This window comes from Kineobactrum salinum (genome assembly GCF_010669285.1).
GTDB classification, from domain to species: domain Bacteria; phylum Pseudomonadota; class Gammaproteobacteria; order Pseudomonadales; family Halieaceae; genus Kineobactrum; species Kineobactrum salinum.
This window is the reverse complement of sequence record NZ_CP048711.1, coordinates 1,440,803-1,466,015: the sequence shown is the minus strand read 5'-3', so window position 1 is coordinate 1,466,015 and position 25,213 is coordinate 1,440,803. Positions and strand designations below refer to the sequence as shown.

At 57.5% G+C, this 25,213-nt stretch carries 22 protein-coding genes; 16 read left to right on the top strand and 6 right to left on the bottom strand.

What is annotated here, in order from left to right; all coding sequences use genetic code 11:
- Positions 1-17: 17 nt before the first annotated feature.
- A complete protein-coding gene (locus tag G3T16_RS06245) occupies positions 18-770 on the bottom strand; it encodes an SDR family NAD(P)-dependent oxidoreductase (RefSeq protein ID WP_197911931.1) in 753 nt (250 codons plus the stop codon).
- 440 nt (positions 771-1,210) lie between these two features.
- Entirely contained in the window at positions 1,211-2,227 is a 1,017-nt protein-coding gene (locus tag G3T16_RS06240) for an AraC family transcriptional regulator (protein WP_163494304.1), read from the bottom strand.
- Between the two features lie 290 nt (positions 2,228-2,517).
- On the opposite strand from G3T16_RS06240, the gene G3T16_RS21775 reads away from it, so the two are divergent.
- The 8 genes from G3T16_RS21775 to G3T16_RS06210 all read left to right on the top strand — a co-directional run bounded on the left by G3T16_RS21775 (position 2,518) and on the right by G3T16_RS06210 (position 8,394).
- Positions 2,518-3,630 carry an AMP-binding protein gene (locus tag G3T16_RS21775; protein ID WP_269473270.1) on the top strand — a complete coding sequence of 371 codons (1,113 nt, stop codon included), beginning with the start codon at positions 2,518-2,520 and terminating at the stop codon, positions 3,628-3,630.
- On the top strand, positions 3,513-4,079 hold the full coding sequence (locus G3T16_RS22415; protein ID WP_269473289.1) for an AMP-binding enzyme: 567 nt from the start codon (positions 3,513-3,515) through the stop codon (positions 4,077-4,079). Before G3T16_RS21775 ends, G3T16_RS22415 begins: the two co-directional genes overlap by 118 nt.
- Positions 4,080-4,190: 111 nt before the next feature.
- Complete coding sequence (locus G3T16_RS22755; protein WP_332102869.1) at positions 4,191-4,415, top strand: SDR family NAD(P)-dependent oxidoreductase; 225 nt, start codon at positions 4,191-4,193, stop codon at positions 4,413-4,415.
- Complete coding sequence (locus G3T16_RS06230; RefSeq protein ID WP_269473269.1) at positions 4,358-5,113, top strand: SDR family NAD(P)-dependent oxidoreductase; 756 nt, start codon at positions 4,358-4,360, stop codon at positions 5,111-5,113. Before G3T16_RS22755 ends, G3T16_RS06230 begins: the two co-directional genes overlap by 58 nt.
- A complete protein-coding gene (locus G3T16_RS06225) occupies positions 5,110-6,285 on the top strand; it encodes a lipid-transfer protein (RefSeq protein WP_163494303.1) in 1,176 nt (391 codons plus the stop codon). The genes G3T16_RS06230 and G3T16_RS06225 overlap by 4 nt, the downstream gene beginning before the upstream one ends.
- Before the next feature lie 29 nt (positions 6,286-6,314).
- Positions 6,315-6,758 (top strand): MaoC family dehydratase N-terminal domain-containing protein, encoded by a 444-nt coding sequence (locus G3T16_RS06220; RefSeq protein ID WP_163494302.1) that lies wholly within the window; start codon positions 6,315-6,317, stop codon positions 6,756-6,758.
- A 16-nt stretch (positions 6,759-6,774) separates the two neighbouring features.
- Positions 6,775-7,167, top strand: a complete 393-nt coding sequence (locus tag G3T16_RS06215; protein WP_197911929.1) for a MaoC family dehydratase — start codon at positions 6,775-6,777, stop codon at positions 7,165-7,167.
- A gap of 84 nt (positions 7,168-7,251) precedes the next feature.
- On the top strand, positions 7,252-8,394 hold the full coding sequence (locus G3T16_RS06210; protein ID WP_163494300.1) for an acyl-CoA dehydrogenase family protein: 1,143 nt from the start codon (positions 7,252-7,254) through the stop codon (positions 8,392-8,394).
- 99 nt (positions 8,395-8,493) lie between these two features.
- Here the strand turns inward: G3T16_RS06210 and G3T16_RS06205 are convergent, their stop codons facing one another.
- Positions 8,494-8,946, bottom strand: coding sequence for a VOC family protein (locus G3T16_RS06205; RefSeq protein WP_163494299.1), 453 nt, complete (start codon positions 8,944-8,946; stop codon positions 8,494-8,496).
- 302 nt (positions 8,947-9,248) lie between these two features.
- On the opposite strand from G3T16_RS06205, the gene G3T16_RS06200 reads away from it, so the two are divergent.
- The 6 genes from G3T16_RS06200 to G3T16_RS06175 all read left to right on the top strand — a co-directional run bounded on the left by G3T16_RS06200 (position 9,249) and on the right by G3T16_RS06175 (position 16,803).
- Positions 9,249-10,163 (top strand): LysR family transcriptional regulator, encoded by a 915-nt coding sequence (locus G3T16_RS06200; RefSeq protein WP_163494298.1) that lies wholly within the window; start codon positions 9,249-9,251, stop codon positions 10,161-10,163.
- A 236-nt stretch (positions 10,164-10,399) separates the two neighbouring features.
- Positions 10,400-11,623, top strand: coding sequence for an FAD-dependent monooxygenase (locus tag G3T16_RS06195; RefSeq protein WP_163494297.1), 1,224 nt, complete (start codon positions 10,400-10,402; stop codon positions 11,621-11,623).
- Between the two features lie 18 nt (positions 11,624-11,641).
- Positions 11,642-12,595 (top strand): threonine ammonia-lyase, encoded by a 954-nt coding sequence (locus tag G3T16_RS06190; protein ID WP_163494296.1) that lies wholly within the window; start codon positions 11,642-11,644, stop codon positions 12,593-12,595.
- Positions 12,592-13,593, top strand: coding sequence for an ornithine cyclodeaminase family protein (locus G3T16_RS06185; protein WP_163494295.1), 1,002 nt, complete (start codon positions 12,592-12,594; stop codon positions 13,591-13,593). The genes G3T16_RS06190 and G3T16_RS06185 overlap by 4 nt, the downstream gene beginning before the upstream one ends.
- Before the next feature lie 478 nt (positions 13,594-14,071).
- A complete protein-coding gene (locus tag G3T16_RS06180) occupies positions 14,072-15,907 on the top strand; it encodes a gamma-glutamyltransferase family protein (protein WP_163494294.1) in 1,836 nt (611 codons plus the stop codon).
- Positions 15,908-15,999: 92 nt separating this feature from the next.
- Positions 16,000-16,803, top strand: a complete 804-nt coding sequence (locus tag G3T16_RS06175; RefSeq protein ID WP_163494293.1) for an alpha/beta fold hydrolase — start codon at positions 16,000-16,002, stop codon at positions 16,801-16,803.
- 53 nt (positions 16,804-16,856) lie between these two features.
- Here the strand turns inward: G3T16_RS06175 and G3T16_RS06170 are convergent, their stop codons facing one another.
- Together G3T16_RS06170 and G3T16_RS06165 are read right to left on the bottom strand one after the other, a co-directional pair.
- Complete coding sequence (locus G3T16_RS06170; RefSeq protein WP_163494292.1) at positions 16,857-17,672, bottom strand: sulfite exporter TauE/SafE family protein; 816 nt, start codon at positions 17,670-17,672, stop codon at positions 16,857-16,859.
- A 393-nt stretch (positions 17,673-18,065) separates the two neighbouring features.
- Positions 18,066-19,046, bottom strand: a complete 981-nt coding sequence (locus tag G3T16_RS06165; protein ID WP_232059288.1) for an AraC family transcriptional regulator — start codon at positions 19,044-19,046, stop codon at positions 18,066-18,068.
- A 281-nt stretch (positions 19,047-19,327) separates the two neighbouring features.
- Between G3T16_RS06165 and G3T16_RS06160 the strand changes: the two genes are divergently transcribed.
- Complete coding sequence (locus G3T16_RS06160; protein ID WP_232059287.1) at positions 19,328-20,533, top strand: efflux RND transporter periplasmic adaptor subunit; 1,206 nt, start codon at positions 19,328-19,330, stop codon at positions 20,531-20,533.
- Entirely contained in the window at positions 20,530-23,676 is a 3,147-nt protein-coding gene (locus G3T16_RS06155; RefSeq protein WP_163494290.1) for an efflux RND transporter permease subunit, read from the top strand. The genes G3T16_RS06160 and G3T16_RS06155 overlap by 4 nt, the downstream gene beginning before the upstream one ends.
- Positions 23,677-23,679: 3 nt before the next feature.
- On the opposite strand, the gene G3T16_RS06150 is transcribed toward G3T16_RS06155, so the two are convergent.
- Positions 23,680-25,212 carry a SpoVR family protein gene (locus G3T16_RS06150; protein ID WP_163494289.1) on the bottom strand — a complete coding sequence of 511 codons (1,533 nt, stop codon included), beginning with the start codon at positions 25,210-25,212 and terminating at the stop codon, positions 23,680-23,682.
- Position 25,213 lies beyond the last annotated feature (1 nt).

Sequence of the window (25,213 nt, the reverse complement as noted above, 5' to 3'; positions counted from 1 at the left end):
TGTTTTACTATCGAAATTCAGTCGGCGGTGAATCCGCCATCGACAGCGAAGCTCGTCGCAACCACAAAGCTTGCCGCGGGCGAACTCAGCCAGACCACGGCATTAGCGATTTCTTCTGGCGCACCGAGCCTGCCAATCGGATGCATTGCGGTTACTACAGAACGTCCTTCATCGGTACCAATGATTTTTTCAACCATCGGCGTCTCAATCACGCCCGGGCATACTACGTTAATGCGAACGCCTCGAGCAGCATATGCCAGCGCCACCGATTTCGTGAGTCCAACGACTGCATGTTTGGACGCAGAGTACACAGCATCATTCGGCGCTCCGACAAGACCGGCGACTGAAGAGGTGTTTACTATTGTGCCGCCTCCTCGTTCCAACATGACCTTTATCTGTGCCTGCATGCAATAATAGGTAGCCCAATAGTTGACCTCCAGAGTACGCCGTGCAATGTCTTCTGATACATCAACGATGTCCATGGGGGCGGGATAGAATCCGGCACTATTATGCGCACAATCCAAAGTACCGAATTGCTCTATCGTTGCCTTCACCGCTTCACTGATCTGTACTCTATCAGTTACATCGGCTACCACCGTTCCAACAGCCACACCGTTCTTCCGAACCATATCGGCAGTTTCTTCGAGGCCACCTTTTTCCCGATCTACCATCATGACATTGGCGCCAGCGCGAGCGAACGCACAGGCCGTTGCACGCCCAATACCGCTGGCTGCACCTGTGATGAATGCAGTTTTACCTTCAAGGTCCAAAGCTATCTCCTCAGCACCCAATAGTGCTGAATCGCGAATCAAACTATTTTCATTCTGTGAATTTGGCTGCGCGTTACTTCTAGCATTAGCTGTCGCTATACTGATCAGATTAAATCGACGTGTTCCGATTTACTTTTCTTGGATTCCTCATTATCATCTTAATTGCCGTTTTTGATACCAATTAGTAGCTTAATCGTTTTCAACTTACAGGCCTGCCAAAAATGCGCCAGCTTTTATCGCAAATGCGCCAATCGCTATTTGGCTGAATACAATGGGAAGCGGCGCAGCAATACAGTCGGACTAGCTGATACAGTTGCCCGTGGGGGTGCGTGACAAGGGCCAAGGGTAAAGTAAATGCGAACCATATAGTCTTTGATTAACTGTTAGAATCTGGGACTGGATGGCAAGCATGTCGCCATCTTGTGGTCGCCAGGAGCCACTCAGGGGAGGTCGCGCTCCCGCTGGCTACGGTAGGCGCCGGGAGTCAGCCCGGTCCAGCTCTTGAACGCTCGAATAAAGGCGCCCGGCTCTGCAAAGCCGACCTTCTGTGCCACCTCGGCTACGGAGCAGGCGGAAACGCTGAGGTAATGAATGGCGCGATCGCGCCGGATCACATCCTTGATTTTCTGGTAGCTGATACCCTCTTCTTTCAGCTTCTGGCGCAGAGTCTTGGTCGTCATGTGCAGCTTGTCGGCCACCTCGTCGAAGGGTGGAAAATGCCCGCTATCGGCGGCATCGAGAATACGGCGAATGCGTGCGTCATAACTGTTGTCATTTACCGGGTTAAGCAGCAGGTACAACGGTGTGGTACCGATATATTGCTCCAGACTGGGAATATTCTGCACCACCGGCCGATCCAGATACCTGGCGCTGAAACGCAGGCTCAGATAGGGCTGCCCGTATGCGCGGGGCCAGGGGAACAGGTGGCGATACTCCTCTTCGTGGGGCTGCACCGGAAAATCAAATCCCACCTGCTTGAGTACCATATTGCTGCCGATCAACCAGGAAGCAAAACCGTGCCAGCCAGAGAGGATAAATTCCGCCAGCAGATGGTCCGGATCCAGTTCAGGGAACTGGAGTTTGGCGCGGATTTCAGCGGCGCCATCATGCTCCAGCAGCTCCACACTCCACGCGGGATTGACGTAACGATAGAGGCCGGTGCCCAGCATCAACGCCTTGCGCAGGGTTGGCGCATTCACCATCAGATGGCTGGCGTAATAGAATGCGCCAAGCGGCAACGGGGGTTCGGCCAGGCCAATATTTTCATCATTGAGGCAGGCCCAAATCTTCCTGACCAGCCTGACGTAACTCGTGTGCGGCACCCTTGCCCTGGCGTCCCGCACCACCTCGCCGGCAATACCTGCGGCTTTCAACAGCGGTGCGCTGGCAATGCCGCGGCGCTCAACAGGAGCTATCAGTGCCTGTACATAGTGGCAGGCAACCGTCCGGTCTTTCATAAATTGTTATTGTCCCACACATGTGAGCCGTCCGTCCCTGAAACACTGCAGACGGCCAGCTTGGAAAAATAAAGTATATCAGTCCATGATTGGTGAGGACATCTTGTCTCAGGCAGCGGACAGTCTGCCAGTAGTTAAAATCGATTTGTCGGCCAACAATTGTCAATAAGAAGGTATTTTTTGAACATTGTCCCTGGAGGTCGTCTCTCCTAGTATTAAATCTCACTGAGGCTGAGGCCGGACTCCATGGACATGATTTTGGAATTTAACTGAGGAGCGCGACAATTGCCATGCACCTGATCCAGGCCATCCAACGCAATGCGCAGGTCAGCCCCGACACGACAGCCCTGCAGTTCGGCGAGCGATCTCGTAGCTGGCGCGAGATCGCCGAGCGCGTAGCCAAACTAGCCGGTGCCCTGCGTAGCCACGGCGTCAAGCCCGGCGATCGTGTGGCCATGCTGGGGCTGAATTCGGACCGCTACTACGAATATTACTATGCGATACCCTGGGCTGGCGCCGTTCTGGTGCCGCTGAACATTCGCTGGTCGCTGCAGGAGCTTCTGTACTCGCTGGACGACTCCGGGGCCGCGGTATTGTTTATCGATGATGCCTTTGGCGAAATGGGTCAGACACTGATGTCCCGAAGCAACCGCATTCGCCTCGCCATTTACACTGGCGAGCGTGAAGCGCCAACGGGCACGCTGGCTTACGAACAGCTGGTGGCGGATGCAGAGCCGATTGCAGCCCACGACGGCAACTGCGAATCGATGGCCGGCATTTTCTACACCGGCGGCACCACTGGTTTTCCCAAAGGCGTGATGCTGTCACACCGCAACATCTGGACCAGCTCCATGTCGGGACTGGTAGAGACAGAGCTGGCGCGCAATGGCACCTGCACGCTACACGCGGCGCCCATGTTTCACCTGGCCTGCGCCATGCCAATGTGGATGTCCACCTTGGCCGGTGCCCGCCAGGTCATTGTTCCTGGCTTCGACGCCGACCATGTGTTGGCTGAAATGCAGCGCTGTGCTGTGACCGACACGGTGCTGGTGCCTACAATGATCGCCCTGCTGCTGGCCTCCGACGCGCTGGGCGACACCGATCTCGGTTCGTTGCGGGCCATCATCTACGGCGCCTCGCCCATGCCTGAAGGCACCCTGAGAGCCGCCATGGAGAAATTGCCCGGCGTGAATTTTCGTCAGGCCTATGGCCAGACCGAACTGGCTCCCCTGTGTTCGATACTCGGGCCCGAGTACCACGTGCTGGATGGCCCCTGGCCGGCAAGCTGCGCTCCGCCGGACGACCCACTTACTGCTCGACAGTCGAAATCCGCGATGCCGACGGCCGGGCGCTACCGTCTGGTGAAATTGGGGAAATCACGGTCAAGGGCCCCAATACCATGATGGGTTACTGGAACAAGCCGGAGCAGACTGCCAGCACTCTGGTGGACGGATGGGTGCTCACTGGTGATGCCGGTTACATGGATGAAGGCGGCTTCCTGTTTCTGATGGACCGGGTCAAGGATATGATCGTGTCCGGCGGCGAAAACGTGTTCTCGGCCGAAGTGGAAAGCGTCATTTCCCGGTACCCCGCTGTGCAAGAGGTGGCGGTGATCGGCGTTCCCAGCGAACAGTGGGGCGAGGCGGTTCACGCTATTGTGCGCCTGCGCCCGGGCCACAGTTGCAGCGCACAGGACATCGTCGAATTCTGCCGTGAAGCGATTGCCGGCTACAAGCTGCCCAAATCGGTGGAGTTCCGCGAGGACCCTCTCCCGATGACCGGCGCCGGTAAGATCCAGAAGAACGCGCTGCGCGAGCCCCACTGGCAGAGCAAAGATCGCCGTATCCAATGACCACAATATGTGTTCGAAGCTCCCGCCTGCGCTCGCTGGCTCTCCATATTGGTGACAGCTGAGAGACCGCCTGGGCTGAACTTCAATACCCTGCCAACAGAGGAAGAAACCATGAGTGAAATTCGTTTTGATGGGAAAGTTGTTCTCGTCACCGGCGCCGGGAACGGCCTGGGCCGTGCCTACGCGCTGGAGTTCGCCCGCCGCGGTGCCCGCGTGGTGGTCAATGATCTGGGGGCAGCAGTCACGGCGAGGGGGCCAGTGCCACACCGGCCGACCAGGTGGTGGAGGAGATCCGCGCTGCCGGCGGCGAGGCGGTGGCCAACTACGACTCGGTAGAGGAAGGGGGCAAGATCGTGCAGAGCGCGCTGGACAATTTCGATCGCGTCGACGTGGTGGTCAACAACGCGGGCATCCTGCGCGACACCAGCTTTGCCAAAATGAGCGACACCGATTGGGAGCTGATATACAAGGTACATGTGAACGGCGCGTACCAGGTTACCAGGGCCGCCTGGCCGCTGATGTTGGCGCAGGGTTTCGGCCGCATCATCTTCACCTCCTCGGCGGCAGGCATCTACGGCAACTTTGGTCAGTCCAATTACAGCTCGGCCAAATCGGCACTGCTCGGCCTGGGCCGCACACTGGCTCTGGAGGGAGGCCGCAAGAATGTGCTCAGCAACGTCATTGCCCCGGTGGCGGGCTCGCGCCTGACCGAGACTGCTTTTCCGCCCGAATTCGTCAAGGCCACCAGCCCGGAGTTTGTGGTACCTCTGGTGGTCAAGCTCTGCAGCGAGGACAGCCTCGAAAATGGGGGTGTGTTTGAAGTGGGCGCAGGCTGGTTTGCCAAGCTTGGCCTCCTGCGCACCAGGGGCGTCTCGCTGGGCATCGATGCGCCCATCAGCGCGGAACAGGTAGCCCAACAGTGGGGTCAAATCTGCGACTTCAAGGACGCCGAACAGGTGGACAGCCTGCACGATAGCCTCAAGGTCGTGAGTGAGGCCACTGGCATCGACCTGCTCACAGGAGGCAAGGGATGACAAACGCACGTATCGCCGGGGTTGGCATGGTCAAGTTTGCCAAGCCCGGCCAACAGGAGCCGTACCGGGTCATGGCATCGAAAGCCATTCGCGAGGCCCTGAATGACGCCGGCATCGACTACCGCCTGGTGCAACAGGCCTACGGCAGTTATGTCTACGGTGACAGCTGCTGCGCCCAGCACGCGCTCTATGACGTGGGCATGAGCGGCATTCCGGTGATCAACGTCAACAACAATTGTTCCTCCGGTTCCACGGCCCTGTTTCTGGCGCGCCAGGCGGTGGCCTCCGGGGCGTTGGATTGCGCCCTCGCCTTCGGCTTCGAGGAGATGCAGAAAGGTGCACTGGGTGCGGGATGGCAGGACCGCGAATCGCCCTTCGGGCCGATGATGCGCAGACTCGACGAGGTCTCTGAGGCCCCCGAGGCGCCGCTTGCACTGCGCTGCTTTGGCCAGGCGGGCACAGCCTATATTGACAAGACCGGCGCCAGCTCTGACATCTTCGGCCGGGTCGCAGTGAAAACCCGCAGCCACGCGGTGAAAAACCCGTATTCAATGTTCACCGCGCCCCTGACGCTGGAGGAGGTGATGACGGCGCCCACGATCTTCCCTCCGTATCTCACCCGCTTGATGGCCTGCCCGCCCAGCTGCGGCGCCGCCGCCGCTGTGGTGTGCAGCGCCGCCTTCGCCCGCAAGCACGGTATCGATGCCGGCGTCGAGATCGCCGGCCAGGCCATGGTCACCGACCTGGAAGACAGCTGGACCGATCCGATCAACCTTGTCGGTGCGCAGATGACCATCAAGGCCGCGCAGAATGTGTACGAACAGGCCGGCCTGGGTCCCGAGGCGGTGCAAGTGGTGGAGCTGCACGACTGTTTCACTACGAACGAAGTGATCACCTATGAGGGCCTGGGTCTGTGCGGAGAAGGCGAAGCCGAGAAATTCATTCACGACGGCGACAATACCTACGGCGGTAAATACGTGATCAATCCCTCCGGCGGACTGATGTCCAAGGGCCATCCGCTGGGTGCCACCGGCCTGGCGCAGTGCACCGAGCTGGTGTGGCAGCTGCGCGGCATGGCTGGCGAACGGCAAGTGGATGGTGCTCGCGCTGCCCTGCAGCACAACCTCGGCCTGGGCGGTGCCGCCGTGGTGACCCTGTACCAAAAGGTGTGAAACCAAAAAATTTTGAAGAGGAATCAGCAATGCTGGATCGCAGCAAGATCGGCCACGAATTCAACAGCTTTACCACCGAGGTCGAAAAAGGCCGCCTGAAATTCTTCGCCAAGGCCATCGGCGAGACCAATCCGGTGTATACCGACGAAGCTGCGGCGCGCGCGGCCGGCTACCGGACAATTCCTGCGCCTCCTACCTTTCCGTTCTCACTGGATCTGGAAAGTCCGGAGTTCCTGCCCATCGTCAGAGTACTGCAGCTGGATCTCGGCCGCGTACTGCACGGCAGCCAGGAATTCGAATATTTCGGCATGATCTATGCCGGCGATCATATCACTGTCAGTAGCAGGATCGCCGACATCTATGACAAGAAGGGCGGTGCGCTGGAATTTGTGGTGCAGGAAAACCGCTACACCAACCAGCACGACGAACTGGTGTCCACGGCCACCAACACCCTGATCTACCGCAATGCCTGAGCAGAGGACAATCCCGATGAACATTGGCACCGAAATTCCGTCGCTGACCCTGCCGAGCGTATCCCGCGCTACTCTGGCGCTGTATGCGGGGGCCTCCGGCGACCACAATCCGATTCACATCGACAGCGATTTTGCCAGGAAGGCCGGCATGCCGGACGTCTTTGTCCACGGTATGCTGTCCATGGCCTGGCTGGGCCGCATGCTTACCGATTGGCAGCCCCAGAGCCGGCTGCGCAAGTTCAGCTGTCGGTTTGCCGCCATCACCCAGCTCTACGACGTAATTCACTGCAGCGGCCAGGTGGTGGAGCTGTTTGAAGATGAGACCGGACCGTGCGCGCGGGTGGCTATCAGCGCGAGCAGACAGGACGGCACCCAGACCCTGGTGGGCGAGGCCATCGTTACGGTGTAAAACGCGGCGCCGCCGGGCGCCTCCCCTGGCGGCGGGACCGCAGTACGGTCGCGCCGCAAACAACCCACAGCAGCGAAATCGACCATGAAGCGCTATTGCTACAACGAAGAGCACAATCTGTTCCGCGAATCCTTTCGCACCTTCCTGCAGCGGGAAGTGGTCCCCCACCGCGAGGTCTGGAGCGAGACTGGCATCACCCCCCGCGAGCTTTACCTGAAGGCCGGTGCTCAAGGTTTCCTGATTCCCCAGGCCCCTGAATCCCTGGGCGGACTCGGCATCGACGACTTCCGCTTTCAGCAGATTGGTGCCGAGGAACTCGGGCGCTGCGGTGAGAGCGGTTTCATACCCTTCCTGCACAGCAGTATCATCGCCCCCTATATTCTCAAGCACGGTAGCGACTTCCTGAATGAGAGCTATATCCCCAGAGCCGTCAGCGGTGAAGTCATTCTCGGCGTGGCCATGACCGAGCCGGATGCCGGCAGCGATCTGGCAGGCATGCGTAGCAGCGCCATCGACCGGGGCGACCACTACCTGCTCAACGGCAACAAAACCTACATCTCCAACGGCATCAATGGCGATGTATTTGTTGTTGCCGCACGCACCGACGCCCAACTGCCTCACGGCATCAGTCTGTTCGTGGTGGAGGCAGGCTGGGAAGGCTTCGAACGAGGCGCCAACCTTAAAAAACTGGGCTTCAAGTCGCAGGATACCGCCGAGCTGTTCTTCGACAACGTCAAGGTGCCCAAGAGCCACTTGCTGGGCGAAGTGAACCAGGGCTTCAAATACCTGATGGGCGGCCTCGTGGAAGAGCGTTTGATCTGCGGGCTGTGGAACGTCGGTGTCGCCGAGTACGCCTTCGAGCTCACCCGCGACTTCGTTTGCGAGCGCAAGGTCTTCGGCAAACCGCTGGCCCAGCAACAGAACACACGCTTCAAGCTGGCGCAGCTGCGCGCCCGCATAGATATGATGCAAGCCTTCGGCGATACTTTGGTAGAGGGATACAACCGCGGTGAACGCGATAGCGTGGCGGCCTCCGAAATAAAATTGCTGAGCAGCGAGCTGCTGGGCGACGTGGTAGACGAGGGCGTACAACTGCACGGTGGCGCCGGCTACATGATGGAATATCCGATCGCCCGCCTCTACGCGGACGCCCGCATTACCCGTATCTTCGCTGGCACCTCGGAGATTATGAAGTTGATTATCGCCAAGTCGGTGCTCGACGGCTAGCTACATAAAGTACCCACGCGAACGAAGAACACTGGTGATGCAATCCCGCCGAGGACACCCTGTGAGCTATTAAAACTTCCCGGAGCGGTTGTGGATAGATCACAGGGCACTGGCGCTGGTTCGATTTCGCAAAATACAGCGGCAGGTGTCCACTTGATGAAGCTCCAGTAAGTTTCCGCTGTGATCGGATAGAAATATCTGTTTGTGTTCCGCTGCTCCCAATACATCCAGTGTCCAGTAAGGCACATTCATTCGAATGAGTTCCTGCTCAGTCTCGGCAATGTTCTCAACAGCGAAGGCCACATGAGGGAGACTGGGGTCCTGACCCGGTGCCACCGCTCGCGGATGTTCACCTTCGAATGCCATAAGATGGAGTTGAGCGTTATCTCCAACATTCATCCAATACCCTCCGAGATCGGGAAAATCCGGGCGTGCTACATCAGGCTGCAAGCCGAGAACGTCGGAATAGAACTTCCGCTCCTTCTCTATGTTGTCAGCTCCCGGCCTGATGCGAATTGCACAATGATGAATCTCCAGAATATTTATAGGCATAAGTACCTCCGTTGGCGCTCAAGTCGAGATGCCAGGACTATTCTGGCTAAAAGTCAAAGGGGATCCCGAATCAAAGAAGCCATTGCATTTTCGAGCTATTGTAGGTCTCTCCCCTGAGCCTGGGAAGCCCGGAACTACACTCTTTGCATACCAAAAAGTAATACTTGACATTACTATGTTGTGCTGGGCAAGGTCATGGCATAAAACCTGCGCCTTCGACGGGACGTGACCATCGAATGGGTCTAGTATGAGACTATAACTTTTCTGTCACCTGAACTGGGTGCTTTGCCGGGGATAGCAAGATGGAGCTACGCCAACTTCGATATTTCAGGGTCATTGCCGATGCAGGGAGTTTTGCGCGTGGCGCCGAAGCCCTGTTTGTCGCGCAACCCGCACTCAGCCGGTCTATCGCCAAGCTGGAGGAGGAGATAGGGCACAGTCTCTTTCTCCGACATAGTACGGGCGTGTCGCTGACCAACGCAGGTGTCCGTCTTTATGACCATGCGACCCAAGTGTTGGAAAGTGTTCAGCACCTCATCGAGGGTATGGCCAAAGATGGCGTACCTCACGGAACGGTGACCCTTGGGGCGCCTCAATCCATTCTATCGAAACTCATCGCTCCGGTGGCTGCCGAGTTTCTCGCAGCTTTTCCTTCTTGCGGACTCAATCTAATCGTTGATTCAAGCGCGAGACTCAGAGATAAGGTGGTTGATGGATCAATTGATATTGCAATACTTCCAGACACCGGCGAGAGTGGCATGCATTTCACACCACTACTTCTTGAGAGTATCTGCCTGATATGCCGAACAGAGGAGAGGCCGTCTTTTGATGATATCGTCGACTTCGATAAGCTGGTTGAGCTTCCGTTGGTAATTACCGGCTATCCGGATAGCTTACGGCTGTACATAGACCGCGTGTACCCCCATCAGAGCGAGGCGTTGAAGGTCCGCAGCGAGGTAAACAGTTCATCTCTTCTCGTGGATCTCGTTATGCGAGGAGCAGGTTATGGAATAGCGCCTTGTTGTGTGGCTGCACTGCGCGAAAAATCCGAACTGTCATGCGTCCCTATTCGCGACCTTCAGGTTTCCTGGGCTGTTGCGACAAACTGGAACCGCCGCGGATTGCGGGCGGTAGAAGAGCTGGAGGGACTGATGTTAAGACAGGTTCGGGAGTTCATCGAGAATGACGACTGGCCAACGGCAAAAATGTCCTGTTGAACAGCCGCGGCTACAAAAGAATTGGTCGGTAGCGGCCTCGTATTCTGCCAGGCGAAGCAATGCGCCAAGCCTCGCTTCCTGTATATCGATAAGTCATTCAAGACATGAGTAAGTTCTAAGTGACGAAAGCTCATGCCCAACACTATGATACCTCCAGTTTATTGAAAAATGCATCCGCTGCTGCAGCATAGTTGTAAGCACGTTAATGCCTGACGATATATATAAAGAAGGTTTCTATGACAAGTTCCCAAGCTCGAAAAATACTCATTTCAGGCGCCAGTATAGCCGGGCCAACTTTGGGGTATTGGTTGGAAAAATCTGGTTTCGATGTAACGCTCGTGGAACGTTCTGATGCGGTCAGGGCTGGTGGCTATGCAATTGATATCCGCGGGCCCGCGGTAGATGTAGTTGAACGCATGGGTATTTTGCCTCCGTTGAGGGAGGCTCATATACGTACACGTAAATTTACATTCCTGTCCCCTTCGGGAAGGAAGGTGGGCAGTATTAAACCTGTAGATCTGATGGGTGCGGAAGAGGGCAGAGACATTGAACTGCCTCGCGGGCACCTTACCTCTCTGCTGTATGACCTTACCCGCGACAAAGTGAAGTATATCTTTGGTGACTGTATTTGCTCGATCTCCGACGGGGATTCAGGTGTTGATGTTGAGTTCAAAAGCGGCAGTAAAGAAAGGTTTGATGTTGTTGTAGCCGCCGATGGCCTGCATTCTGCTACGCGTGAGATGGTGTTCGGGCCGGAAAGTTTGTTTAGTCGCTACCTCGGCTTCTGTTTTGCGATATGTACACTACCTGATCTACACGGCTTGAGTCGTGAAGCGGTCCTATACAACAAGCCGGGCAAGTTGGCGATGCTTTATGCGGCGGGTGAAGCACCTCCATTGGGCGGCGTAATCGTTGTGAAGCGGCCAGCGCCCACACGCGAAGAACTGGAAGACATAGAGCAACAGCGTGAATTCATGGCGAGTTCAATATCTGGTGATAGTAATATGGTATCGAAGCTCATTCCCGCTCTGGTAGAGGATGAGGGCTTCTATTTCGATACCATGATGCAGATTCGGATGCCGAGCTGGTCTTCCGGGCGTGTGGCTGTCGTCGGCGATGCAGCGTATGCGCCGTCGTTTTTCTCAGGGCAGGGAACCAGTCTCGCCCTGGTAGGGGCCTATATGCTGGCTGGTGAGCTTGCAAGACACGACAATCATAGCGAGGCTTTTCAAGCGTATGAAAGGACAGTTCGTCCGTTTGTCGAAAAGAATCAGGCCGTCGCCAAGGACGGAGGGGAAACCATGGTGCCTGATAGTGCCCTGAAGCTGTGGTTGAGAAACCGGATGATTCAGCTGGCGCCATTATTAAACCGGTTTGGGCTCATCAGTCGGGGTCCCCGGAAAGCTTATACTGCGTTAACTTTGCCCGACTACGAAGGTCCGCAACGAGAGCATTCTTGATACGGGAATACAGCAGCTATGTTCAGTACAGAGGCATTGAAGCTTGAGCTGATTGATTTTGTTGAAGCCCAGGAACGAATCCGGGATCTTTCTTTCAGGACTCCACTTATCCGCCTGGAAATCGAAGGTTGTCCTGATACCTTCCTCAAACTTGAGAACCTGCAGCCGGTCGGTTCATTCAAGGTTCGTTGCGCTGCGAATGCATTGATACGTCGCCGCGACATAGCCGAAGGCGGGGTGTGGACAGCAAGCGCGGGAAATTTCGCCCAGGGTCTTGCTTATGCGGGGCGTGCTCTGGGTGTCGCTGTTACCACGTACGTTCCAGAAACCGCTGCAGCCAGCAAAATAGAGGCATTGCGACGATTTGGCACCAAGATAATCACAGTTCCGTATGCCGACTGGTGGGCGATTCTGAAGGAATCGTCCGATGATCCTTGCTTTATCCATCCTGTGGTTGATCCTGATGTTCTTGCTGGCAATGGGACAATCGCTCTGGAAGTCCTTGAGGACTTGCCGGAAGTGGCCACTGTGATAGCGCCTTACGGTGGCGGTGGCTTGTCTGTCGGCATCGCATCTGCATTAAAGGCAGCTGGATCGAAAGCGCGGGTTGTCGCTTGTGAAACAGAGGCGGGGGCTCCGTTGACAGCCGCTTTTTCAGCCGGTAAGCCCGTCGAAGTAGACTTTGATCCAAATACATTTATCACAGGCATGGGAGGGCGCAATGTTCTTCAGCAAATGTGGCCGCTGGCCAAAACATATATCTCGGGAACAGCGCTCGTTTCAATCGAACAGGTAGCGGATGCGGTACGTATACTGGTTGACCATCATCATATTGTTGCAGAAGGCGCTGGAGCCGCCGCCGTCGCTGCTGCAATGCTTGAGAATCGCGATGGTCCGACGGTTTGTATCGTGTCCGGGGGACACCTGGATTTCGATCATCTTATAACGATTCTGAGCGGACAAACCCCATGAGTTCCGAGCGTCCGGCGAGTTTCCGTATTCTCAACGGAACCACAGTGCGTGCTGCTTTACCAATGCAAGAGTGCGTAGATTTGATGGTGGAAACGATGATGGCGGTTTCGCAAGGTAGATCCCAGATCCCGTTGCGTACCGTCATGCCTGTGCCGGAAAGCGCGAAACTCATGGGTGTCATGCCGGGCTATCTTGCCGAGCCTGAACGACTCGGCGCAAAACTCGTTTGTGTTTTTCCGGAGAATTCAACCCGGGGTCTGTCTTCTCATACTGGTGTAGTGCTGTTGTTTGATCCGGATACGGGACAAATCCAGGCGCTTCTCGATGCCGCGGCAATCACGGCTTTACGGACGCCCGCTGCGACAGCGGCTGCCAGTAAGATTCTTGCTCGCGAGGGTGCCGGTGATCTTGCAATTCTAGGCGCCGGCGAGCAGGCTCTGGGCCACCTGGAGGCCATGGTCCTCGTCCACGAAGTCAAACGCATCCGGATCTGGAGCCGCAACCGCGCCAAGGCTGAGCACTTCTCCTGTATCGCACAATTGCTTTCTCCCGTGCCCATAGAGATATGCGCTTCTGCAAAGGAGGCAGTCAATGGGGCGGATCTTGTATGTACGACAACCGCGTCAGCCGAACCGGTGTTGGAGGGAGACTGGATCAGTCCAGGTACGCACATCAACCTGGTGGGAGCAAGTGTTGCTACTTCCCGTGAAATAGATGTCGAAGGTGTCAGGATTGCAAAGTTCTATGTTGATTCCCGACCATCGGCTATGGCGCAGGCTGGTGAGTTCAAATGCGCCCTGGACGCCGGCGCCGTTGATTCTGACCATATAGTTGGTGAGATTGGCGAGGTCCATCTTGGTCGTTGTACAGGAAGAACGAGTAACAATGAAATAACGATATACAAGTCTCTGGGGAACGCTGCCCAGGACGTGGCCACGGCTCATGCCGTTTATGTGGCGGCCTGCCGGAACGGTCTGGGGACTACGGCGGATCTGTAAGTTGTTCGCAGTCAATACTGGCTGTGAATGAGTGCCATGAATCTTCGGTCTTTGAGGGAGCTAGCTGAATTTGCTATACAAGCAGCACTGCTTTCGGATGTGTTGTTATTGTGCGGGATAGCGTCGCTCCTTCAGTAATACCCTATGCGGCAACGTTGCAACGAGATCCCAGGATTCAGGAATGAGGCCAAAGTTATTTTTTCACGAAGAAAGGTCTTATCCTCTTTGCGTTGTTCTTCGCCTCAGTGTTCGCAGTCCTGGAGCGACAACTTCTGAATATACTTGTCAGACGGAGCCGTATTGATACAGGTATAAGCGATGTGGAGTTCAGCATTCTTCAAGATGCAGCCTTCGGCCTGGTCTATACACTCGCGGCATTCCCAATGGCTTAGCTGCCAGATAAGTTCAGTCCAAGGCTGCTAATCATAACTACCAATAGTGAGTTTTTCTCGCATAGTTTTATTTGGAGTGAATATATATGGAGGAGTTTACCGCGCGTCCTGAATTGTGCGGCACGTTTGGAGCAGTGGCCTCCACGCACTGGATTGCGTCTTCTGTTGGCATGAGGCTTCTGGAAGCTGGTGGGAATGCTTTTGATGCCGCCGCCGCTGCAGGTTTCACATTGCAGATTGTGGAGCCACACCTTAATGGCCCGGGTGGTGACGCCCCGATTCTGGTCGCGCGAGCTGAGGATGAACAGCCAACTGTTATATGTGGTCAAGGGACTGCGCCTGCAAGCGCTTCGATTGATCGGTTTCGGTCGCTGGATCTTGATTTGATCCCCGGTACGGGGCTGCTTGCCGCATGCGTGCCCGGCGCTTTTGGTGCTTGGCTGACGATGCTCCGTGACTACGGTACCGTATCTCTGCGCGATGTATTGGAGCCCGCAATACATTATGCCAAGAACGGGTATCCAATCATGAGTAGTACTGTCGATACGATCAAGGCGGTGCGCACCTTGTTTACGGATGAATGGAAAACATCTGCCGATGTTTTCCTGCCCAATGGATCAGTCCCTGAGCCTGGGAGTTTGTTCAGAAATCCGGTTCTTGGAGATTTTTACGAGCGTGTTCTCAAGCAAGCTGAATCAGCCGGAAGTGCACGTAAAGTACAAATCGAAGCGGCACTCGCGCATTGGTATGACGGGGAGGTCGCTGAGACGATAAATCGGTTTTGTCTCGGGACTGAGGCTCTGGATGTCAGTGGGCGGCGCCACAGTGGCCTTCTGTCGGCTAGTGATATGTCCGGCTGGCGTCCGCCCATTGAATATCCGCTCGGGGTGGATCTTCAGGAGTTCGCCGTGTTTAAGTGCGGCGCATGGAGCCAAGGGCCTTCATTGCTTCAAGCGCTGCGGATACTGGAAGGGTGCGATCTTCCAACTCATACACCAGAGTCTCCGGAATTTGTCCATCTGGTCACAGAGACTATGAAGCTGGTAATGGCGGACCGCGAGGCCTGGTATGGTGACGAGAGCGACGTACCATTGGAAGAGCTGCTGAGTAGAGAATACGCACAGCAGCGTCGTCAGCTGATTGGTCCGGTAGCCAGTATGGATTTGCGCCCGGGTGATCCCGATGGCCGGAGTGCGCGGTTGCCGTCGATTCAGGATTTAGAAAAAAGTTGGTCAGCTTCGGGCATCGCAGGCGGCGGGGAGCCAACAATGGCGACGACCTCGAGCCCACTGAGCTCTTCCAGGGAGGCTTCGCAAGATCCGTCACTACAAGGGGATACCTGTCATGTTGACGTGGTTGATCGCTGGGGAAATATGGTGTCCGCAACGCCGTCTGGCGGCTGGCTGCAGTCGAGCCCGATCATTCCTGAGCTAGGGTTTGCGCTAGGTACTCGTATGCAGATGTTCTGGTTGGAGCCGGGTCTTGCCAACTCTCTAAAGCCAGGTAAGCGGCCGCGAACGACCCTGACGCCTACAATGGCATTCAAGCACGGCAAGCCATATCTGGCATTCGGTACGCCCGGTGGCGATCAGCAGGAGCAGTGGTCATTGTTACTCTGGCTTACTCATACTATCTACGGGCGGCCTCTGCAGCGCTCTATCGAGACCCCCGCGTTTCACACCGGGCATTTGATTGCGAGTTTCTGGCCACGGCAAATCTCGCGCGGTTCGCTCATTCTGGAAGACCGTTTCCCTGCCTCTACGATTGAACAACTTCGTCGACGTGGTCACGATGTCACTGTCGGCGATTCCTGGTCTGAGGGAAGACTGTCAGCCTGCTCATTCGAGCGTACCAATGGCGGTGCCATACTGCGCGCAGGCGCCAATCCTCGTGGAATGCAAGGATACGCTGTCGCGCGATGAGGATGCGGACTGGCCAGTGAATCACGGTGTAGGGAGCATGTACGATACCAAGTATAGTCCTATAATGTTTATCGGAGGCGAAAGAAATTACTATGAACAATGATCAACTTGAGCATTACAAAGTCCCTCCGCTTGATATCGCTGTGAGGCTTGTTGGAATAGGTCCGCCACTGATTATGTTTCATGGTGCAGAGGGTGACCATCGTATTTATGATAATCTACAAGACGCACTCGGCTCTTCGGTTACCGCAGTTTCCTTCGATCAGCGAGACTGTGGCCGTACCGAGTACACGGGGTTGGCCCAGCCCTATACCCTCAAGGATGTGGCCTACGATGCTGTTCGTTTGATGGATGTGCTTGGGTATCGGAAGGCCCATGTATTGGGAAATTCCATAGGTGGTATACTGGCGCAGCTAATGGCTTGTCATTGGCCAGAGCGTGTTGACCGACTGGTTCTTGGCCTCACTTGGCCGGCGGATGAAAGATTGCCGGATCTCAATCCGGAGGGCCTCGCAAAACGGGCGGAATATTCAGCAATGGGCGAAGCAGGGCTGCGTCCAATGGCCGAGCTTATGTCCAGTGCTGATTATGTTTCGGCCCACCCTGAAATTCTCAAAGAGTTAGCAGAGCTGAGTTCCGGGCAAGAAGCCGAGGCCCGAGAGCGCCGAATGGCGGCTTTATCGGTCCCTTCCCTCGCAGATCCTGGCTCTATACCTCACAAGACTTTGGTTATCGGTGGGGAGGACGATCAGATGGTGCCTGTCGATGTTACTCGGCAGCTTGCTTCTAAAATTCCCTTGTCGGAATTCAAGGTACTCAAGGGTGCCGGGCATTTGGCAGCGAGACAGTATCCAGGTGAGCTGGCATCAATGATCGCGGACTTCCTGAATGCTTAATGGTATGGTGAATTACAGTAATCTTTCTTGGCAGGCCGTTTTTCAACAGCCTGTCAGATTAAGCTCACTGCCATACGGAGCGAAGTAATCAACAGGAAGCACCCAAATGCGCGTTTGAGTATTATCGGAGACAGCAAATGCGCAATCTTCGCACCCAGGGGAGCCGCAATCATAGTGAACGGCACAAGTAGTATCATGCCGATGAGACTCACATATCCCAAACTGCCTATCGGTAAGCCATTGACAGAGAGTCCTGCTACGATGAATCCTGTAGTGGCCGGTAGCGCAATAAGCAAGCCGATGCCGGCTGCGGTGCCGACAGACTTATGAACCGGGACGCCGAACGCATTGAAGAAGGGAACGAACATGGTTCCCCCGCCTATTCCCATGATTGCCGATGCACCACTTATGGTTATTCCACAGACTGCTTTCGCTGCTCCCGTTGGAGCCTTCTCCGTAACCCGAAAATCGGGTGAGGTGAAGAGCATGTACATGGACATCAAGAAGGCAATTATAGCGAACACGGTGGATAGGAAGTGTCCGCTGACATTGCCGGCTAAAACCGTACCTGCAATCGCCCCGACTACGATCCAGATTCCCCAGGATCGTAAAATCACCGTATCCAGTGATTTTCTTTTTAGATGTGCCCACATGGAAGATAGAGATGTCAGTATAATGGTTGATAGCGAGGTACCGACAGCCATATGCATTCGGATCTCATCGTTGATGCCAATAAGACCAAATAAGGTATAGAGTACCGGCACGATAACGATGCCGCCGCCTACGCCGAGAAGCCCTGCCAGGACACCCGCAATCAGACCTGTAGCGCAGAGCACCGCGATGAAGGGAATTATCTCTCCTGCGCTCAAGTTATAACCTTCTGATTTTGTCTAAGCGCTCGCCGGATCTAAATCGCGTGGCGCTGGACCATATGTGAATTGAATGTGTTTCGTTCTCAAGAACAATCGCTTCGATATGACAGCAGGAATATCAGTTTGAGAACTGTCTCTCTACCCCAATGACGTTTACTCCGGGATTGACCGTCCGAGGCGTTGGCGAGTCTAGCAAAGGTAAAGCTCATGAGACCAATATTCTGGTTTGATGGATGTCATGATTAGTTGGAATAGGCTGAAGGGAGAGTCCGGCGTCGACATGCGTGTATTGATGCGCCTGGATATTATTATACGTTGACCTACCCATCCTCAGCTTAACCCACGATCTTTGAGGACGGGTAGGTCACTGCACAATGTCCAGTCCCGTATTCAGGCCTGTACCTGTACTGTGGTTTGGCCCCGCAGCCGCGACACGTTGGCGCGTGGCGATTCACCGAACTGGCGGCTGTACTCGCGACTGAAGTGAGACGGGCTTTCATAGCCGACCCGGTAGCTCGCGGTGGCGGCCTCCAGACCCTCGCTCAGCATCAGCCGGCGGGCCTCGTACAGCCGCAGTTTTTTCTGGAACTGCAGCGGCGACATGCGGGTGACCTGTTTGAAACTATGAAACAGCGATGATTCGCTCATGTTGACCTCGTCGGCGAGATCGCGAATCCGCAGCGGTTCGGCAAAGCGCTCCTGCAGCAGCATGATGGCCCGGGAGATCCGGTTGGACTGACTATTGCTGGCCGCGAATTTGCGCATCGATGGACCCATCTCGCCGATGAGCGTCCGGTAGAGGATTTCGCGCAGGGTCAGCGGCGCCAGGATGCGGGCTTCTGCCGGTGAATCCAGCAGGCCGACCAGCCGCGTCATCGCGTCCAGCAGCGGGTAGTCGGCATGGGTGGTGTACATGCCACAGGTGGCTTCGGGGCAGGCAACCTGCGGCAGTTCCCCGTCCAACTCGAGCACCAGATCGGTCACGGTCTGCGGATTGACCGTCAGCTTCACTGCCAGGTAGGGCTCCTCGGCGGAGGCGGTGGTCACCTGTCCGGTCACCGGCAGGTGAACCGATGAGACGACGTAGGTAAGCGGGCCGTAGGCGATCTTCCGGTCCCCCAGCCAGATCGTCTTGCCGCCCTGGACCAACAGGCACAATGACGGCTCATATACGGTGCAATAGGAAGTGCTGGGCGTGTTCGCGCGGGTCAATTCCAATCCGGCCAGCCCCGAGGGCTGTACACCTTCATCGGGGCTCCATTTCAGTATCTGGCGGGCGAGGGTCTGCCGCAGCCGCTCAGTGTTTTGGTCATTGCCGACGACAGTCATGGTCTCTGCATTCACGGTGAGATTCTCGCTGGGGCTGTCCATTCAGTATACGCCGGCGTCCGCTGGATTTAAGAGCGTAGCAGCTCTTGTGCAGGAATAGGCAATGACTGTGCAGGAATGCGCAAGTGGGCAAGTGTATTTTTCCTGTGACTCTAAAAATACCCTGTATTGTATAGGATTAAAATGCCTTCGCCATGGGCCTTGCATGGGCTGGCTCTCGTATAGTTTGCAGAATTGGGCAATCTGTTCCCCGGAACCGGATACCGGCTGTCGAGCTTCAGGCGATATTCTGGACCTTATCAATGGAACAGGGAGTACCCGCCGTGTCAGTAATCCGTTTTTGCCGCACTTACCGCGCCACGGCAATCCTCGCTGCAGTGCTGGTGGCGTTACTGGCAGTGCTCGCCGGTTGCCGAACATCGACGACTACCGCCGAGGAGCAGCCCGAGCCGCCGGCGGTGGAGGTGGCGACGGTGGCCGCAGCGCCAGTGACATTATGGCAGGATTTCACCGGCCGGATTGAAGCGGTGGAGTCGGTTGAGTTGCGTCCGCGGGTGTCGGGCTATATAGACCGGATCAGTTTCCAGGAGGGTGACCTGGTAGAGCGCGGGGAGGTGTTGTTTGTGATTGACCAGCGTCCCTATGCGGCCAGGGAACGGGCGGCGCGGGCGCAGCTGGAGCAGGCGCAGAGCCAGCTCGCGCTGGCCCGGTCGGAGGCTGAGCGGGCGCAGCAACTGCTGGAGTCGCAGTCCATCTCCCGGGAGTTATTCGAGCAGCGCTCCGCCGCACAGGCATCGAGGGAGGCCGAGCTCAAGGCGGCCCGGGCCGCGCTGGATAGTGCCCAACTGGAGCTGGAATACACCGAGGTACGCGCCCCCATCAGCGGCCGCATCAGTCGTGCCTATGTGACCCGGGGCAATCTGGCCAGTGCCGACACCACCGTGCTGACCACGCTGGTGTCGGTGGATCCGGTGCATGTCTATTTCGAGAGCGACAGCAGCCAGCTGATCGCAGGCTCCGATGCCGGCAACGATGCTCCGGCATTGCCGGTGCGGGTCGGGCTTGCGGGGGAGACCGGCCATCCACACCAGGGCGAGTTGGACTTTGTTGACAACAGGCTGAATGCCGGCACCGGCACCATCCAGTACCGGGCTGTATTGCCCAACCCCGACGGCATCCTGCGTCCCGGCCAGTTCGCCCGGGTGGGTGTACCCACCGATCACCTGGCGCGAGCCCTGCTGGTGGATCGACGGGCGCTACTGACCGATCAGGATCGGCGCTATGTCTACCTGGTGGGTGCCGACAATGTGGTCTCGCGTCAGGAGGTGGTGCCGGGCCGCGAGGTCGAGGATCTGGTTGTGATCGAGCAGGGCCTTGCCACGGGCGACCGGGTCATCGTCAACGGCGTGCAGAAAGTCATGGCGCCGGGCATGGCGGTGGCACCACAGCTCGTCAGCATGGACCGTGATGCGCGCGGGCCCGTACCACTGCTTGCCGGACTGCCGACCCAGGGAGTCGTAGAGTTGTGAACGTATCGCGTTTCTTTGTCGACCGGCCGGTATTCGCATCGGCGCTGTCGATTGTCATCTTTGTCCTTGGCCTGTTGGCCATCCCGCAGTTGCCGATCAGCGAGTACCCCGAGGTGGTGCCACCTTCGGTGGTGGTGCGGGCGGTGTTTCCCGGCGCCAATCCCAAGGTGATCGCCGAGACCGTGGCCTCGCCGCTGGAAGAGGCGATCACCGGTGTGGAAAACATGATGTACATGAAGTCGGTGGCAGGCTCCGACGGGGTACTGGTGACCACCGTGACTTTCACCCCGGGGACCGACCCGGACGCGGCCCAGGTGCAGGTGCAGAACCGGGTCAGCCAGGCGCTGGCACGGCTGCCGGAAGAGGTGCGGCGGCAGGGGGTCACCACCCAGAAGCAGGCCTCCACCCTGACGATGGTGGTGCATCTGGTATCACCCGATGAGCGTTTTGATTCGCTCTACCTGCGCAACTACGGTGTGCTCAATATCAAGGACCGCCTGGCGCGGCTCCCCGGTGTCGGCACGGTCGACGTATTCGGTTCCGGCGATTACGCCATGCGGGTCTGGCTGAACCCGGACGAGCTGGCCCGTCGTGGCCTGACGGCCGGCGATGCGGTGCGCGCGATCCGCGAGCAGAATGTGCAGGTCTCCGCCGGCCAGCTGGGGGCCGAGCCGATGCCCACCGGCAGCGATTTCCTGCTGTCCATCAACGCCCAGGGACGCCTCGCCAACGAACAGGAGTTCGGCGAGATTGTGGTGAAGCGCAGCGGCAATGGCGAAATTGTGCGCCTGGCTGACGTGGCGCGGCTGGAACTGGGGGCGGGCAATTATACCCTGCGTTCGCAGCTCAATAACCGCGACGCGGTGGGCATGGGCATATTCCAGACGCCCGGTGCCAATGCGATCAGCCTGTCCGATTCGGTGCGCGATACCATGGCGGAGCTGGCGCGCAATTTTCCCGAGGGCATGGAATACCGGGTGGCCTACGACCCGACAGTGTTTGTGCGCGACTCGATCCGCTCCGTGGTGACGACGCTGGCTGAGGCAGTGCTGCTGGTAGTACTGGTGGTTGTCCTGTTCCTGCAGAGCTGGCGCGCCTCCATCATTCCGCTGCTGGCGGTGCCGGTGTCGATAGTGGGCAGCTTTTCAGTGCTGCTGTTACTGGGCTTTTCCATCAATACGCTGACGCTGTTCGGCATGGTACTGGCGATCGGCATTGTGGTGGACGACGCCATCGTGGTGGTGGAGAACGTGGAGCGCAATATCGAACAGGGTCTGGAACCGCTGGCGGCGGCCCATCAAGCCATGCGCGAAGTATCGGGTCCGATTATTGCGATTGCGCTGGTGTTGTGTGCGGTATTCGTGCCGATGGCTTTTCTGTCGGGAGTGACCGGCCAGTTCTACAAACAGTTCGCCGCATCCATTGCGATTTCGACCGTGATATCGGCGATCAACTCGCTGACGCTGGCACCCGCGCTGGCGGCGCGCCTGCTGCGCAGTGGCGATGCGCCCCGGGACGGCCTGACCCGGCTGCTCGATCACCTGCTGGGGTGGCTGTTCCGCCCGTTCAACCGCTTCTTCAATCACAGTTCCGATCGTTATCAGCATTGGATGTCGCGCTCGCTGGGACGGCGCGGACCGGTGCTGGCGGTCTACCTGTTGCTGCTCGCTGGAACCGGAATATTGTTCAACACAGTGCCGGGCGGTTTTATCCCTACCCAGGACAAACTGTACCTGATCGGTGGTGTAAAGCTGCCTGAGGGTGCCTCGCTGGAGCGCACCAGCGCAGTCATTGCCGAAATGGCGGAACTGGCACTGGCTACCGAGGGAGTGGCGGACGCGATCGCCTTTCCCGGCCTGAACGTATTGCAGTTTACCAACACCCCCAATACCGGCACGCTGTTCTTTACGCTCAAACCCTTCGCTGAACGCAGCCGCAGTGCCGAGCAGATCAATGCCGAGATCAACAGCAAGATCGCGGGGATCAAGGAAGGTTTTGCGTTTGCCTTCATGCCGCCGGCGATTCTCGGCCTCGGCCAGGGCTCGGGCTATTCCCTGTTTGTCCAGGACCGGGCCGGCCTGGGCTACGGGGCGCTGCAGGAGGCGGTGGACGGTTTCGCCGCAGCGATCGTGCAGACCCCGGGTCTGGCCTACCCCATTACCAGCTACCAGGCCAATGTGCCCCAGCTGCTGGCGGATGTCGACCGGGCCAAGGCCAAGGCCCAGGGTGTGCCCGTTACGGAGCTGTTCGATACGCTGCAAACCTATCTCGGTTCCACCTATGTGAATGACTTCAATCAGTTTGGCCGTACCTTCCAGGTGATTGCCCAGGCGGATGCCAGCTTCCGCGATGAGCTCAGCGACATCGCCCAGCTGCGTACCCGCAACGAACGCGGGGAGATGGTGCCGATCGGCGCACTGCTGAGCCTTGCCGAGAGCTTCGGCCCCGACCCGGTCATCCGCTACAACGGCTATCCTGCCGCCGACCTGATCGGCGAGTCGGACCCGCGGCTGCTGTCCTCGACCCAGGCCATGGCGCAGGTGCAGGCGATGGCCGCCACGCTGCTGCCGCCGGGCATGGACATCGAATGGACGGATCTGAGCTACCAGCAGGCCACCCAGGGCAACGCAGCGCTGGTGGTGTTTCCGCTGGCCATACTGCTGGTATTCCTGCTGCTGGCGTCGCTGTATGAAAGTTGGCTGCTGCCGCTGGCGGTGATCCTGATTGTACCGGTATGCCTGCTGGCCGCACTGACGGGGGTCTGGCTGGCCGGCGGCGACAACAACATTTTTGTGCAGGTGGGGCTGGTGGTGCTGATGGGCCTGGCCTGCAAGAATGCGATCCTGATTGTCGAGTTCGCGCGCGAGCTGGAAGCCGCGGGGCATTCCACGGTAGCGGCTGCCCTCACTGCCTGCCGTTTGCGCTTGCGGCCGATAGTGATGACGTCGATGGCATTTATTGCCGGCGTGGTCCCGCTGGTACTGGCGACCGGCGCCGGCAGCGAAGTGCGCAACGCGATGGGTATTACCGTCTTCGCCGGCATGCTCGGAGTCACGCTGTTCGGCCTGGTGCTGACCCCGGTGTTCTATGTGGCACTGCAGACCCTCGGCCACAGGCTGCGCGAGCGCGGCTCCTTGCAGTGACGGCTACCGGTCGCTGGTGGAAGCGGCGGGCGGGCAATGGTAGCGGCTGACGACCTTGCCATCCTTCACCGACTCCAGGTGGATGTCAAAGCCCCACAACTGGCGCAGGTGTTTTAGCACTTCCGCGGTCTCGTCCGGATGCAGGGGACGGTCATTGTGCATCTCGTGGCGAAGGGTCAGGGCGCGGTCTCCACGGATGTTGACGTGGTGGATCTGGATATTGGGCTGGATGCTGCCGAGATTGTACAGTGCAGCCAGCCGCTCACGGATGGCCTGGTAGCCGTCGCTGTTGTGAATGGCGGTGATCACCAGCTCGTTGTCGTCGGCGTCGTCAAACACGGCGAACAGTTTCAGGTCGCGAATCACCTTCGGCGACAGGTACTGCAGAATGAAACTTTCGTCCTTGAAATTCTCCATTGCAAAGTGTACGGCCTCCAGCCAGTCGCTGTTGACCAGATCGGGAAACCAGATCCGGTCCTCCTCGGTGGGCTGTTCGCAGATGCGGCGGATATCCTGAAATATCGCGAACCCGAGGGTGTAGGGGTTGATGCCGGAATACTGCGGCGAGTCGTAGGGCGGCTGATAGATGACATTGGTGTGATGCTGAAGAAACTCTATCATGAAGCCGTCGCTCACCAGATGCTCGAGGTACATCTGCTGGAGGATGGTGAAATGCCAGAAGGTGGCCCAGCCCTCGTTCATCACCTTGGTCTGCCGCTGCGGATAGAGATACTGGGAAAACTTGCGCACGATGCGCACGATCTCCCGCTGCCATGATTCCATCAGCGGGGCATTTTTCTCTATGAAGTAGAGCAGGTTCTCCTGGGGCTCGGCAGGAAACCTCGCCTCCTGGTCGGGTTCGCTGTCGTCCTCGCCGGAGGTCGGGATGGTACGCCAGAGGTCGTTGATCTGCCGCTGCAAGTGCTCCTCCCGCTCTATCTGGCGGCGCTCCTCCTCTTCCATGGAGATCGGGTAGGGGCGCTTGTAGCGGTCCACGCCGTGATCCAGCAGGGCGTGGCAGGCGTCGAGCACCCGCTCCACCGTGTCGATGCCGTGGCGCTCTTCACAGTCGCGGATGAATTTCCGCGCAAAGACCAGGTAATCGATGATCGAGCTGGCGTCGGTCCAGGTACGAAACAGGTAGTTGTTCTTGAAAAAGGAGTTGTGGCCATAGCAGGCGTGGGCGATGACCAGCGCCTGCAGTGTGCTGGTGTTTTCCTCCATCAGGTAGGAGATGCAGGGGTTGGAGTTGATCACGATCTCGTAGGCGAGCCCGAGGAAGCCGCGTCGGTACTGGTTCTCAACCTGGATAAAGCGCTTGCCGAAGGACCAATGGTGGTAATTGATGGGCATGCCCGAAGACGCATAGGCATCCATCATCTGCTCCGAGCTGATTACCTCTATCTGGTTGGGATAGGTGTCGAGCCGGAAATCGGCGGCGATGCGGCTGATTTCGCGCTCGTAGCTTTCGAGCAGGGGAAAGGTCCAGTCCGAGCCTTGGTCCAGCGGCATGGCACCGGTAGGGGTTGCAGTCATG

Excerpts from the sequence above, each read along its gene's own strand:
- G3T16_RS06240 (WP_163494304.1), bottom strand. The coding sequence starts at position 2,227 with ATGAAAGACCGGACGGTTGCCTGCCACTATGTACAGGCACTGATAGCT.
- G3T16_RS21775 (WP_269473270.1), top strand. The coding sequence starts at position 2,518 with ATGCACCTGATCCAGGCCATCCAACGCAATGCGCAGGTCAGCCCCGAC.
- G3T16_RS22755 (WP_332102869.1), top strand. The coding sequence starts at position 4,191 with ATGAGTGAAATTCGTTTTGATGGGAAAGTTGTTCTCGTCACCGGCGCC.
- G3T16_RS06225 (WP_163494303.1), top strand. The coding sequence starts at position 5,110 with ATGACAAACGCACGTATCGCCGGGGTTGGCATGGTCAAGTTTGCCAAG.
- G3T16_RS06220 (WP_163494302.1), top strand. The coding sequence starts at position 6,315 with ATGCTGGATCGCAGCAAGATCGGCCACGAATTCAACAGCTTTACCACC.
- G3T16_RS06215 (WP_197911929.1), top strand. The coding sequence starts at position 6,775 with ATGAACATTGGCACCGAAATTCCGTCGCTGACCCTGCCGAGCGTATCC.
- G3T16_RS06210 (WP_163494300.1), top strand. The coding sequence starts at position 7,252 with ATGAAGCGCTATTGCTACAACGAAGAGCACAATCTGTTCCGCGAATCC.
- G3T16_RS06205 (WP_163494299.1), bottom strand. The coding sequence starts at position 8,946 with ATGCCTATAAATATTCTGGAGATTCATCATTGTGCAATTCGCATCAGG.
- G3T16_RS06200 (WP_163494298.1), top strand. The coding sequence starts at position 9,249 with ATGGAGCTACGCCAACTTCGATATTTCAGGGTCATTGCCGATGCAGGG.
- G3T16_RS06195 (WP_163494297.1), top strand. The coding sequence starts at position 10,400 with ATGACAAGTTCCCAAGCTCGAAAAATACTCATTTCAGGCGCCAGTATA.
- G3T16_RS06190 (WP_163494296.1), top strand. The coding sequence starts at position 11,642 with ATGTTCAGTACAGAGGCATTGAAGCTTGAGCTGATTGATTTTGTTGAA.
- G3T16_RS06185 (WP_163494295.1), top strand. The coding sequence starts at position 12,592 with ATGAGTTCCGAGCGTCCGGCGAGTTTCCGTATTCTCAACGGAACCACA.
- G3T16_RS06180 (WP_163494294.1), top strand. The coding sequence starts at position 14,072 with ATGGAGGAGTTTACCGCGCGTCCTGAATTGTGCGGCACGTTTGGAGCA.
- G3T16_RS06175 (WP_163494293.1), top strand. The coding sequence starts at position 16,000 with ATGAACAATGATCAACTTGAGCATTACAAAGTCCCTCCGCTTGATATC.
- G3T16_RS06165 (WP_232059288.1), bottom strand. The coding sequence starts at position 19,046 with ATGGACAGCCCCAGCGAGAATCTCACCGTGAATGCAGAGACCATGACT.
- G3T16_RS06150 (WP_163494289.1), bottom strand. The coding sequence starts at position 25,212 with ATGACTGCAACCCCTACCGGTGCCATGCCGCTGGACCAAGGCTCGGAC.